Source organism: Silvibacterium sp., assembly GCF_047605705.1.
GTDB lineage: Bacteria > Acidobacteriota > Terriglobia > Terriglobales > Acidobacteriaceae > Silvibacterium.
In genome coordinates, this window is sequence record NZ_JASGFD010000051.1 from 1 (window position 1) to 14,161 (window position 14,161).

Consider the following 14,161-nt stretch of genomic DNA (forward strand, 5'->3'; position numbering starts at 1 on the left):
CTTGACCGCCTGGGCCGGGGTCGCGGAGGTGAGCTGGTAGTGCTCGTCGGCTCCAATACCGAGGATGCGTACCGCCGTATCGCCCGGCTCGGGTGTGGGCAGCGTAGTCGCTACGGCATTGGTCTTGCGCAGCTGATCGAAGCTGACCGTGTGGCTTACCGAGCGGGTAAATCCGGAGGAAGCCAGCGCCAGCGCCGGCGCGAGCTCGGCCAGGATGCGATCCCACTCGTCCGAGGTGGCGGAAGCAGGCACGGGCAGCACGTTCGCGCCTGCGCGCAGGATAGCCAGAGCGGTAGCAGCAGCTTCCGCCGTAGGTTCTACGCGAAGGGCGACGGTCTTTCCACGGGAAACGCCTCGTGTGGCAAGCGCAGAGGCGATCCGCACACTTTCGCCTTGCAGGCTCTTCCAGGAGGTGGTTTGCGCTCCGCTGGTGAAGGCAGTTGCATCACGAAGCTGCTCCGCCACGCGGTCGAACTGCTCGATCAGCGAACTCACGGCAGGCGCAGGGAAAACTTCGCCGCGTCCGGCCTCGATCAGTACACTCTCCTCGGCGGGAGAAATCAGCGGCAGAGCCGAAATGCGCAGGCGGCTGTCTGTGCACACCGCATCCACACAGCGGATAAACGCCGCGATGAACGTGCGGATGCGCTCCGGGGTGAAGAGATCGGTGTTGTACTCGATCTGCACGCGCGGCCCTTCGGCGCGCTCGACCACGCTCACCAGCATGTCGAAGTTCACGCCGCCGCTCACCGAGGGGCGGGGAACAATCTTCAACCCGTCGCCAGCCTGCTGCGGCTGCATGAAGGCCCGCTGGTAGACGAAGTACACCTGCAGAAACTGCGAAGTCGCGCCGGTAAGCTCCAGCTGGAACTCTTCCATCAGCCGGGAGAAGGGCAGATCCTGGTGGGCGTAGGCTTCGCCGCTCCACACGATCACCCGCTCGAGCAGCTCCTTGAAGGTCGGATCCTGCTCCACCCCTGCAAGGATCACCTGCGGGTTGGCAAAACGGCCGACGACATCTTCCATCCCCGGTTGTGTGCGGTTCGCAATGCTCGAACCAAGCAGGAATGCATCCTGCCCCGTGTAGCGTGCGAGCACGCCTTCGAATACCGCCAGCAGCACCTGGTGCATGGTGGCGTCATGGCTGCGGCAGAATGCCTTGATGCGCGCATTGAGCTCCGGCGAGATCAGCTCGGACTCAATGTGTCCCGGGCCGTCCTTGCGTGCGGAGCGCGGATAGTCCGTCGGCAGGTCAAGCGCCGGAACGTTGCGGCGGATCTGTTCCTTCCAGAAGGCCAGCGCCTTTTCGGCGTCTTCGGTCTCGAGCCAGCTCTTTTGCCACTCGGTGAAGTCGGCGAACTGGAAGGGCAGGTCGTTGAGATGAGGAGTATGGCCGCTGCTGAGCGCCGCATAGAACTCAGCGAAATCGCGCACCAGCACACCATTCGACCATCCATCGCAAACGCTGTGATGAATGGTGAAGGCCAGGAAGTGCTGCGTGTCGCTGACATGTACGAGGCGTGTCAGAAAGACGGGCCCTGTAGCCAGGTCGATACGCACGTGGCTGTGCTCGAGGATCGCCTTCTCGGCAGCCGCAACGCGCTCGCTCTCAGGCAGCGCACGGACGTCGGTGACGGCGAAGCCGAAGCTCGGTTCCTCTGCGATCACCTGCAGCAGGTTGCCGTTGACCATGCGGAAGGTGGTGCGCAGCGCCTCATGGCGAGCGGTCAGTTCATAGATCGCCTGCTCCGCGAACGCGTCTTCCACCCGGCCTTCGAGCCGGAAGGCGATGGCCATGTTCGAGGCGGTGGATTCAGGGTCCACCTGGTCGAGGATCCAGTACCGATGCTGTTCGAGGCTGGCCGGGAAGACATAGACGTCTTCACCGGCCTCGAACGGCTCTCCCCCTGGTTGTTCCATGCTGCTTTCGGCCTGCTGCAAACTCAATTCCTTTTCTGTCGAAACGATCTCTCCCATGTGCGCACCCATATCCCCTACTGCAGTGAGGTGAGCTTCTGACGGCGCTGGGCGCGGGGAATAGCCTGGATACCACCGGCTTTCTTCGCGCCAGCCTCTGCACCCGTCTCCTGAAGTTCAGAGGTGGGTAGATGCTCGCAGATGGCCGCGATCGTCTTGTACTGGAAGAAGTCGCGCGCTGTCACGGCCAATCCGCTCTGATTTGCCATGGTTGTCATGCGGAAGATCAACAGGGAATCGCCGCCGACCTCGAAGACACTGTCCTCCACACTCACCTGGTCGAGGCCAAGAGCCTTCTGCCAGATGCCGGCGAGCGTCTCCTCCTGCGCATTGCGCGGAGCGACGATCGCCTTGCGGCGCAGCATCTGCTCGGCCACCGGCGCGGGCAGCGCGCGGCGATCGACCTTGCCGTTCAGCGTGCGCGGGAAGCTTTCGAGGAGCATGATCGCTGCCGGCCGCATGTAGTCGGGCAGCTGTTCCTCAAGCCGCAGGCGAAGCTGCTGCGTGAGTTCTGCCGCCTCGCTCGAGCCGGCCGGAATGCTCTCGGTCGGAATCACATAGGCGACCAGCCGCTTGTCACCCGGCAGATCGTGCGGAGAGACCCAGTCGGTGCGGACAGCCACGACCGCGGAGCGGACCGAGGGCGACTGTTCGAGCGCATATTCGATTTCGCCAAGCTCGATGCGATAGCCGCGAATCTTTACCTGCGTATCGGCGCGGCCAAAGAATTCGATCGTGCCGTCAGGGCGGTAGCGGGCGAGATCACCGGTGCGATAGAGCCTTTCCGTCACGCCGCCCGCGAAGGTGTGTTCGACAAACTTTGCCGCCGTCTGCTCCGGCGCGTTGAGATAACCCTGCGCCAGTCCGTCACCTGCAGCATAAAGCTCGCCGACAACGCCGACGGGCACCGGATTGAGGCGGCTGTCGACGATGTAAACGCGGGTGTTGTTGATCGGGCGCCCGATCGGCACATTCCCCTGCGCCGTGCTCTCGAGAGAAATCGGATGGCAGCACGTGAAGGTGGTGTTCTCGGTGGGGCCATAGCCGTTGATGAGCTTCAGGTGCGGCAGCTCAGTGAGCACACGGCGTACATGCGTCAGCGAGAGCGAGTCGCCGCCGGCCAGCAGCTGGCGCAGCGGGCGCAGGATCTCGAGATACTCGGTCGCGACCAGATGGAAGAGCGCGGCGGTGAGCCACAGCGTGGTCACGCCGTTGGCGGCGATCAGGCGGCCGATGTCTTCCGGCGTAACGCGCTCGCCGATAGCGATCACCAGCTTCGCACCGTTGAGCAGCGCACCCCAGATTTCGAAGGTCGAGGCATCGAAGGAGAGCGGCGCGAGCTGCAGAAAGACTTCATCGGCGCCGAAGCTCGCGAAGTGGTTGTTCAGCACCAGGCGCGTTACCGCGCGCTGCGGCACCAGCACTCCCTTGGGATTGCCGGTCGAGCCCGAGGTGTACATCACATACGCCAGGTCGTCGGCCGAGCCCTCATACGCAAGGTTGCTGGTCTCTTCCAGCGCAATGGCTGCCCAGTCGGCGTCGAGCTGGATGAGGTTTACACCCAGTTCCGGCAGCTTGGCGGCGGTGGCGCGGTTCGTCAGCAGCACCGGAGCCGAAGAATCCTCGATGAGGAACTTGAGGCGCGCCGCCGGGTGGCTCGGATCGACAGGCACAAAGGCCGCGCCGGTCTTGAGCACCGCCAGCAGGCTTACAATCACCTCCGGCGAGCGCGGCAGGCTCATCGCCACGCGCGTTCCCGGCTTCACCCCGGACCGGCGAAGGAAGTTCGCAACCTGGTTGGCCTTCTCATTCAGCTCCGCATACGTAAAGCTGTGCTGGTCGCTTACCACAGCTGTTGCGTTCGGAGTCTTCTCCGCCTGTAGTTCGAAAAGGCGATGGATCGAGGCGTGACGCGGATATTCCGTGGCCGTGCGGTTCCATTCGACAAGAATCTGATGGCTCTGCTCGGCGGTCAGCAGGGGAATCTCGGTCGACGGCTTCGCCGGGTCCGCGATGAATGCTCCGAGGATTGCTTCAAGATGGCCGAACCAGCGGGCAATCGTCGTTTCGTCGAAGAGATCGGTGTTGTAATCGCACTCCAGCCAGATCTCGCCGCCGCGATCGACGAAGTTGAAGAAAACATCCATGTTCACGAATGCCTTCGGATTGCCGAAGACATCCACATGCAGGCCGTCGAAGGCGAGCTGCGCGCCCACCTGCTCCACGTTCACCTGGAACTCGATCAGCGGCAGCCGCGAGGGGTCGGAGGGAATCTTCAGGCGGCGCAGCAGCGTGCCGTAGGTATAGTCCTGGTGATCGTAGGCGTCGAGCAGTGTCGAGCGCGTCTTCTTGACGAACTGCGCAAAGGGCTGGTCGGCGGTGAAGCGGCTGCGGATGGGCAGGAAGTTCACCCCATGCGCGATCAGCGTGCCGCCGTTCTCGGCCTTGGACTGGCCTGCCATCGGGATGCCGAGAACGATATCGTCCTGCTCCGTCAGGCGATGCACCAGCAGCGCGGTCGAGGCGAGTAGCGTGGCAAAGAGCGTGCTGCCCTGCTTCGCGCCGGCCTTGCGAACGCCGGCTGCCAACTCCGTGGGAATCACAAAGCGCTTGCTTGCTCCGCGATTGGTACGCAGCGCCGAGCGCGGACGATCCGTGGGCAGCTGCAGCGCCGAGGGCACCGTCTCGAACTGGCTGAGCCAGAAGGCCTCGGCGGTGTTCTGCGCCGCGTTGCGGCGGGCATACTCTGTGAAGCGAAGCGCGGGCGCGAGCGTATGCGCGCGGCCGGTGAGGCGCGCGTTATAGAGCTCGCTCAACTCGTTGTAGAAGACGTTCGTGGACCAGCCGTCGAAGACGATGTGGTGCGCCGTCAGCACGAAGCGGTATTCACTGTCATGGAGCTTGACGAGACGCGCGCGGAAGAGCGGTCCCTCGCTCAGATCGAATGGCGTCGAGGCTTCCTGGCGGATCAGCTCGGCCAGCGTGCGGGCCTGTTCTGCCGCCGCCTGCGAGCTCAGGTCCTCTTCGAGCAGTGGCAGCTCGACATTAGGTTCGATGACCGCTTTTTCCGTGGCCATGTCGATGTGCAGCCGCAGCGACTCATGCCGCTGGACCAGGTCACCGAGCGCTGCGGCGAAGGCATCGACGTTCAGCCCTCCCTTCAGCACCAGGGATGTGGATTCGTTAAAGGCGCAGTTGGCCTCGTTACCGAGTTGAGTGCCCAATAGGATCTCCCGTTGTTCCTCGGTGATGGGAACAATCTGGATATCGGTCGCAGGCTCAGCACTCGAGAGCGGAGACGAGGGCGAGAGAACAGCATGTGCCGCAACAGCGTGCGTGGTGGAAGACGAACCGTCAGCAACGGCCGCAGGGGAGGAAGTGGGCGCGGAGTTCGGCAGTGCCTGTCCTTCGCGCATTTCTTCGAGGCTGGCGCGAAACGCCTGGCGCACGAAGTCGAAATCTTCTTCGCTATGCGCCGTGGTCAGGAAGCACGGGAAACCTTCCTGGATGTGCAAACCCTTTTCGCGCAGATGGAAGTGCAGCATGCGGCTGAGGAACGGCTCAGTCGAAACCGGCAGATAGAACCATGACGAATAGGTCTCGATTGCGGAAGGCAGCGAGAACTCGGTGAACATCGCCCGCAGGTCGCCGACCAGCGCCGAGGTCTTCTTCGCGACCGACTCCTGCAGCGACGGACCGGCAGCCTTCAGATGCTCGAGGCTGGCACGTACCGCGGCCATCGCCATCGGATGGCGCATGAAAGTGCCGGCGTAGAAGGTCACTCCAGTCTCCGGGAACGACGCGTCGCCATACTGCCAAGGGCCACCGTCCAGGGCGTTCATAAACTCGGCGCGTCCGGCGAGTACGCCCACCGGCAGACCGCCGGCGACGACCTTGCCGTAAGTAGCCATATCGGCCTTGATGCCGAACACCGCCTGCAGGCCGCCCGGATGGGTACGGAAGCCGGTCACGACCTCGTCAAAGATCAGCGCCGAGCCGCTCTGCGCAGTAATGCGGCGAACCTCGCGCAGGAACTCGACCGGGCGCAGCTCGGGATGGCGGCTCTGGATCGGCTCGACCAGCACCGCGGCAATCTCATCGGCACGCTGGCGGATGATCTCGAGGGCCTCGTCCGAACCGTAATCGAGAACCAGCATGTTCGCGACACTCTCGCGCGGAATGCCAGGGGCGATCGGCACCGTACGCTTGCCCGCAGCCTTTACGAGCACTTCGTCGAAGCTGCCGTGATAGTCGCCGCCGAAGACGACGACCAGGTTGCGGCCGGTCACCGTGCGGGCCAGGCGCATCGCGCCCATTACCGCCTCAGAGCCGGTGTTGCAGAAGGTCACGCGCTCCATGCCGGTCAGCTCACGGACCAGCTCCGAGCAGATGCCCGCCAGCTCGGTCTGAGGGCCGATAGGAAAGCCCAGCTCCATCTGGTTGCGGACCGCCTCGAGCAGCCAGTCCGGCGAGTGGCCGTAAAGGATGGCGCCGTAGCCATTCAGGATGTCGACGTAGCGGTTGCCGTTCTTGTCCCACAGATAGGCGCCCTTGGCGCGATCGACCACCAGCGGGTAGATCAATTCCTTGATCTGCTGATGGAAGCCAGAGACCACGCGGCCGTCGGCAAAGGACGTGCGATGTGCCTGCGTGAACTCCTTCGATGCCGCCGTGCGCTGGTTATAGCGGGCAATCAGCTTGTCGAGATAAGCGCGCTGCGTTGGATTGAAGCCCTGATCGGTGCCGCGCTGAATCGGCTTGAAGGGCACGAAGACCGGCTTCTGCGGCGCGGCTTCGGCTTCTACCACCTTGGCCGCGACCGGCGCGGGCGTGGCGTGCGAAGCAGAAGCTGCAGGCGCTGCGGCAACAGGCTGAGGAGCGGGAGCTGCTACCGGCGCAGGGAGCACAGGTGCAGGAATCACAGCCGGAGCTGCACTAGCGACCGGTGCTGCGCCGGCCAGCGCGGCGATCTGCTGCTGGAAAAGATGCGAGAGCGCCTGTGTCTGCGCGGCAAAGAGCGCCTGCAAGCCAGAGCCATCGGCGATGGGCGCGGCAAAGCTCGTCACTGGGGCCGCGACAGGAGCAAACACCGGCGCAGCAGCTGCGGCAATCGGGGCCGGGGCTGCTGCTACAACCGGAGCGACGGGCGCTGCGGCTGCTTGCGGCTTGAGCTCAGCCGGAGTCTTCTCGTCGAGATGCGCCACCAGCGCGTCGATCGTCGAGTAGTCCTCCATGATCTGGCGGAAGGTCAGTTTTACTTTGTACTTCTGCTGGATGGATTGCGTCAGCTGCGTGAGGAAGAGCGAGTCGAAGCCGAGTTCGAAGAAGGAGGCGCTGGTATCGGCGCCGGCGAGTTCCACGCCTGAGAGATCGGAGATCAGCGCGATCAGCGCATCGAGCATGGGGCTGGCGGAGGCAGACGAAGCGTGCATAGGAGAAACCTCAGGGGGTACAGCCGAAATTGCGCTGCCGACTTCGTACGAGGCCGGTCTCTGTGGACCTTGTGCCTGCGGCTGCGGGGACTGACTGCGTATGGGAGCGACCCAGTACGGCTTGCGCTCAAAAGGATAGGTGGGGAGGAGCGTGCGATGCCGCCGCTCGCTTTCGTGAAATTTGTTCCAGCTGGGTACGACGCCGGCGAGCCAGAGGCGACCGACTGCCGACTGCATGGCTGCTTCACCGCGAACGCCGTCCTTGAGACCGGCCTGCGAGGCAATCACTGCATGCCCACCGCTATTCCCGCTGCTACTTCCGACGATCTGCCGCGCGAGTTGCACCAGCGTCTCCGCAGGGCCGACTTCGAGGAAGACACGTTCCGGAGTCTTCGCCGCTTCGGCAATCGCATCGGCGAAGCGCACGGTGCCCCGCAGCTGGCGCGTCCAGTAAGCGGGATCGGCGACATCGGCTTCGGTGAGCAGGTTGCCGTGCACAGTCGAGATTACGGGAATTTGCGGAGCCGAGAACTTGATCCCGGTCAGGAATGCGGCGAAGGGCGCGAGCGCCGCATCGACCATGCGGCTGTGGAATGCATGCGAGGTGATCAGGCGCCGATGCACGATCTGCGCCGCGTCGAGCTTCGCGATGAAGGCGACAATCGCCTCATCCGTGCCCGAGACCACGCACAGCTGCGGCCCATTGACTGCGGCCATATCGAGCGCCAGCTCCAGAGCCTCGGTCATCAGCGTACGCACGCGATCTTCAGGCGCGCGCACCGTGAGCATGCTGCCGTGTGGCATCTGCTGCATCAGGCGGCTGCGCGTGGCGATCATCTTCAGCGCATCGTCGAGTGAAACGGATCCTGCAAGGCAGAGCGCGACATATTCGCCGACGCTATGGCCGACCATGGCTGCAGGTTCGATACCCCACGAGAGCCACAGCTGCGCCAGTGCATACTCCACGGCAAAGATCGCCGGCTGCGCGCGCTCGGTCTGGTTCAGCCGCGCCGCTGCCTCCGGCGTTTCTACTGCCGGATAGATCACATCGATCAGCCGCTCGCCAAGCAGTGGTTCGAGCTTGCTGCTGCACGTTTCGAGAGCAGCGCGGAAGACAGGCTCGGTCTCATAGAGGCCGCGAGCCATATTCAACGTCTGCACCCCCTGACCGGGGAAGCAGAAGACCACGTCAGGGCGACCGAGCTTGCGCTCTTCGCGCAGAACGCGCTTGCTCGACGTGTCGTTCAGCGTCGCAATCGCATCTTCAATGGACGAAACAACCAGCGCGGCGCGATGAGCAAAGCGGCTGCGTCCGGCCTGCAGCGTCCATGCCGCGTCGGCCAGGTTGATTTCCGGATGCTTCGCAAAGAACTCCGCCAGTCCGGATCGCATCGTCTCGAGCGCAGTCGGCGTCTTTGCCGACCACACCAGCAGCTGGTCGCGCCGGCCTTCGCTCGTTGCCGGAAGAACAGGAGGCTCTTCGACGATCACATGCGCGTTGGTGCCGCCGATGCCGAAAGCGCTCACACCGGCGCGTAGAGGAATGCCCTGAGGGGCCCAGGGTCTGTCTTCTTTTGCGATGGTGAAGGGCGAATCCTCAAGTTCGAGATTCGGATTCGGCGCTTCATAATGCAGAAGCTTCGGGATGCGCCGGTTTTCGATCTGCAGCACTGTCTTGATCAGTCCGGTCGCGCCTGCCGCCACATCGAGATGGCCGACATTCGACTTCGCCGTGCCGATCGAGCAGAAGGCCCGCGCATCGGTCTTCCTGCGGAATGCCTTGGTGAGTGCTGCGACCTCGATGGGATCGCCGAGCGGCGTCGCCGTGCCATGCGCCTCGATGTACGTAATCGTCTCGGGATCGACGCCGGCCATTTGCTGCGCGCGGGCAATCACCTCGCTCTGGCCTTCAATGCCGGGAGCGGTGTAGCCCACTTTGGCCGCGCCGTCGTTGTTGATGGCGAAGCCGCGAATCACCGCGAGCACCTGATCACCGTCGGCTACTGCATCGCTGAGGCGTTTGAGCAGAACCACACCGGCGCCATGCCCAAAGATCGTTCCGCTGGCCTTCGCATCAAAGGGGCGGCAGTGCCCATCGAGCGAAGCCAGTCCGCCTTCCTGCGGCAGATAGCCGCGATGCAGCGGGAAGGTGACCGAGACCGCGCCCGCCAGCGCCATGTCGCAGCCGCCGGTCATCAGACTCTGGCAGGCCTGGCTCACCGCAACGAGCGAGGTCGAGCAGGCAGTCTGCACCGCGATGCTCGGTCCCTTGAGATTGAGCTTGTAGCTGATGCGTGTGGGCAGGAAATCCTTGTCGTTGCCCAGCATCGTCGTATAGCCGCCGGTCTGGTATCCGCCGGTAAAGCTCTCGAGGTATTCGCGCCCCGTCGCCAGATTCTGCATGAAGTAGGTGTTCATGCTGCATCCGGCAAAGACGCCGACTGCGCCCGGTGTTGCGACTGGATCGTACCCCGCGCGCTCGAGCACCTCCCAGGCGCATTCGAGGAAGATGCGGTGCTGCGGGTCCATCAACTCGGCTTCCTTCGGATAGATGCCGAAGAAGCCCGCGTCGAAGCCCTTGACATCGCGCAGCAACGGCTTGGCCGCCACATAGGGCGCAAGCGATTCACCTTGCGGAATCGGGCTTTCGACTTCGTTCTGGTCGAAGAACGTGATCGACTCAACCCCATCGCACAGGTTCTGCCAGAATTCCTCGACAGAATCGGCACCAGGGAAACGCCCGGTCATGCCGATGATGGCAATGGCGTTGTCTTGAACAGGGGATTGCGGAGTCGCCTTCGCTTCTTCCGCCTGCGGAGCCTCTTCGCGCGGCGTCTCGCCTTCGGCCAGGGTTTCCATCAGCCTCGACGCCATGGCGCGCACGGTCGTGTGCTCGAAGACGGCGGAGGCCGGGAGCTTCACGGCAAATGTCTGATTCAGTTTCGAAAGAAGGCGCGTGGCGAGAAGGGATGTGCCGCCGAGGTCGAAGAAGTTATCCTCGCGTCCAACCTCCGGCAGCCCCAGCATTTGCTGCCAGAGGTTGGCCACTGCATCTTCCATGGCGCGTGCATCGCGCGGCCGAACGGCAGTGAAGCGGGGACTTCCCATATCGTCGAATCCAATCGCCATTGTTTGCGGTAAAACGGGAGATTGAGCCGGTTCATAGCCCGGCTTTTATTGCTTCATGTGATAACCAAGCTTAAGCGGTAATCCCGGCTGTGACTTCCCCCGAACGGGGTAGAGCGTCCGCCGAATAGTTACTCAGTCGTTAGTTACCCTTGCTGTGGAAGCTCACGGTCTCTGCCTGGTTTGGAGCCGTGCCGTTGAAATTTCCGGGCGCACCTACCGGCCTGTTCTGCGCCGGGCGCTGCGGACGCCAGCGCATATTGGCGCCACCCATGCGCGCCTCGAATTCCTTCAGATCGTCGCGGACATTGTCTTCCACACGCAACAGGCGCACCTTGTTGATGATGGCAGCCGCACCGCCCACATCCAGCCGCTCCATCAGCCGCGCCGCGCGCGTGACCCTGCGCTTGGTCGTGCGTCCCGCCTCGGCGACCAGGATCGTGACATCGGCGCAGCGGGCCAGGTACTCGCTCTCTGCGGAGATGAGGATCGGAGCCGCATCGATCAGGATGATCTCGTAGTCTTTCGAAAGCTCCTGGAACGCCCGGACAACATAACCGGAGAGCGGTGCCGACGGATTGGGCATCAGCTCCGCCATCAGCCGCGAGCGCTGCAGCTTTGCCTCTTCACTGGTCGGTCCATCTTCACCCGGCTTCGCGGATGCTGCGCCGTCTCCAGATGTTCCGTTCCCCGCGACTCCGTTTCCGGATACGTTGCCTGCATCGGGACCGATGGTCACATAAGCTACCGGCGCGGTGTGTCCCGAGGCGTCGATCGAGATCGTCTTCCGGCCTAACCGCGCCAGCGCGCTGCCCAGGTTTTCGACAATGGATGTCGTTCCGACGCCCGAATTGACCCCGGTGAAGACAAAGGTGCGCGCCCCGGCGACACGAATCGAGTGGTCGATGCCCGCTGCAAGCCTCAAGACGCATTCGTCATAGACCCGCTGGGTCACGTCGCTGTCATTCAGTAGCATGCCGATCGGCGCGAAGCCGAGTGCGCCCTCAAGGTCACCGCCGTTGTAAAGGTGGGGATCGAACAGGTCGCAAAGGACCGCGGCCAGGACGCCAAGTAGGATCGCCGCCGGAAAGAGCGCCGGCAGCATCTTTCTTTTCTTGTTCGGCTGGGGCCCGAGCGGCGGCAATGCAGGCGATGAAACATGAATCGGTCCCGCCGAGCTCTCTTCGAGTTCAAGGTCTCCGATGCGATTGTCTACCTCGCTAAAGCGGGCTTCCAGGCTGGTGATCTGCGTCGTCAGCTCTTGCGCACGCTGAAACTTCGGAGCTGCCGAGCTGGCCGCCCCGGTCGCGCTCTGCATGTCGCTCATCAGCTTGTTTTCGATCTGCGTCGTGCGGCTGACCTCAGCCGCGGCCTTTTGCCGCAGCCGCGCGGCAGCCTGCGAGCGGAGATCGTTCTGCAGAGTCTGCAGCGACTGGTCGATCTGAGCCAGCTGCGCTTCGGTGGTCTTACGCTCGGGGTTGATCGCAGTCTCTTTCGAGAGCTGGTCGACCAGGGTCACGCGCTTCTGCGCCAGGTTTGTTTTCTGTGCGACCAGCTGCGGATCGCTCTGGATGATTTCGTCGGCCGCCGCATCCAGCGAGGCGTTTGGCGTCGATCCGCTGCCGCTTTCAAGAGCCGAAAGCTGCGCCTCGGCCGCGATGCGATTGTCGCGCGCAGTGACGAGCTCGCCCCGCATGGCGCCGATCTGGCTGTCATACGGGTTCACACCGCCGGAAACGCTGGCCATCCCCAGGCTGCTGGTGATCGAGGCCTGTTCCTGGAGTTTCGCGTCGAGTTCCTTTTGAAGCTCGGCGCGATTCTGGCGCAAGGTCTCCAGGCTCTCATCGCGGCCGTAGAACTGTTCCTTCTTGGTGTCGTCGGTGAAGGTATTTGCCACCGCGTTCACTACGTCGGCCAGATGCTTCGGGTCATAGCCGGCGAGGGTGATACCCATTTCGTAGGTCTCACCGATGCGCTTCACTTCGAGTGAGCGCTGCAGGCGGTCTACGGCCGACTGTTCCGACTCGCCTGGAAACTTCCAGGCTCCCGCCGGCAGGCTGTCGATGGCCTTGGAGATGACGCTGTAATTCAGAATGGCCTGGGTCTTTTCCTGCATGTACGAGTCATAGGCCGCGTATTGTTGGCCCGGATCGAGATGCAGGGTGACCGGCGTGCTGGGTGCCACGTAGATCGAACTCGAGACCTCGTACATCGGCTTGCCGCGCAGCAGAAAGGCCAGCCCCAGACCAAGGGTGACCAGCGCCACGACTGAGGCCGTGACGGGGTGCAGGCGCAGGCTGCGCAGGACGTTAATCCGGATCATAGGCCCTTTGGAGGAGGGGCGAAGCGGCTGCTGCGGAGCAACCGGCGTGCTTCGTGGGTCTGCGGGATTGACCGGCGAGATGTACATGGATGAGTAGGTCCCTTGTTTTTGGTTCCCGGGCGAAGGACGGGGCGCCCGGGATGGGTCTTCAGTCAGGTGTCTGGTGCATCGGCCTTAAAGAAGAGCGCCGATTTCAACAATGGTTGCGGCCGGACCGAGTTTCTGCATGACGGAACCGACTTTCGAGAAACCACTGCGTGGAATGTAAATGGTGTCCCCTTCGTGCAGGGCGATCTCCTTGTCCCCGTTTGGCTTCATCATATCTTTGAAGCTGATGAGGGTCTTCTTCCCCGTCATCCCCGAAATGATGTAGATGTTCTTTCCGGCGTCCTCGGTCAGGCCGCCTGCCTCAGACAAAGCCAGGTGCAGGCTCAGATCCGGGGTGAGCTGGACCGGTCCCGGATTTCTCACTGAGCCCAGTACGGAGATCACCCGCTGCTTCTGTACCGGCACAAAAACAATGTCGTTGCGGTGAAGGCGCATGTTGATTAGCGGGCTGCCGGTTTCGATCAGCTGGCGGAGATCTACGTCCACTTTCACATCTTCCCCGCTGGGAGCATGGTAATAAACGGTGCAGTTGTCCGGAATGCCGTCCTTGCTCGTCGCGCTGGCCGAAAGTCCGGCTTTTGAGATAGCGCCCATGAGGGTCGGCGTGTCGTCGAAGCTGATCTGGCCGGGGTTCTTCACGTTGCCGAGAACCGTCACGTGGTTCGAGCCATATTTGTCGATGGCGACCGTCACCTGCAGAACATCCGTGTAGTACGGGGTGAGAGCCGTGCGGATGGCTTCGCCTGCGCCCAGCCGCGTCTTGTTGTTGACGTCAATGGCGCCAACGCTCTGCAGGGTGATCCGGCCGTCCGGACCGACGGTCTGCTTGCCGTTCAGCTCGGGATGGCCGGGAATCGTGATCGTGATATCGTCGCCGGGGCCAAGTTCATACTCGGCATTCGCCGCAGGTTCAAAGTCCTTGAGCAGCTTCTCCGGGCTTAACTTCAACTGCGGATCGGCTGGCTCGCCGGCATTTGGTCCGGCGCTCGCGGCACTGTTTGCCGTCGCCGGAGCGGTGCCCGCGGACTGCTGCGCATACGCCCCGCTCAGCAGGGCCGCCGGGAGGACAAGCAGCAGCGCCGTTTGCCGGATGGATTGAGGAAGATGGGAGAGTGTACTCACGGGAACAAAGCTCCGGTATTTTCCTTTCCCGGCGCTGCGCGTTCGTGCGGCACAGGCCGCCGGGAAGGGACTC

4 protein-coding genes are annotated in these 14,161 nt (G+C 63.1%); all 4 read right to left on the reverse strand.

What is annotated here, in order from left to right:
* The coding region (locus QM649_RS16160; protein ID WP_415200095.1) for a condensation domain-containing protein at positions 1-1,941 on the reverse strand (1,941 nt) is incomplete at its 3' end.
* A gap of 53 nt (positions 1,942-1,994) precedes the next feature.
* Entirely contained in the window at positions 1,995-10,517 is an 8,523-nt protein-coding gene (locus tag QM649_RS16165; protein WP_415200096.1) for an amino acid adenylation domain-containing protein, read from the reverse strand.
* Between the two features lie 160 nt (positions 10,518-10,677).
* Entirely contained in the window at positions 10,678-12,858 is a 2,181-nt protein-coding gene (locus tag QM649_RS16170) for a GumC family protein (RefSeq protein ID WP_415200097.1), read from the reverse strand.
* 174 nt (positions 12,859-13,032) lie between these two features.
* A complete protein-coding gene (locus tag QM649_RS16175) occupies positions 13,033-14,088 on the reverse strand; it encodes a polysaccharide biosynthesis/export family protein (RefSeq protein ID WP_415200098.1) in 1,056 nt (351 codons plus the stop codon).
* Positions 14,089-14,161 lie beyond the last annotated feature (73 nt).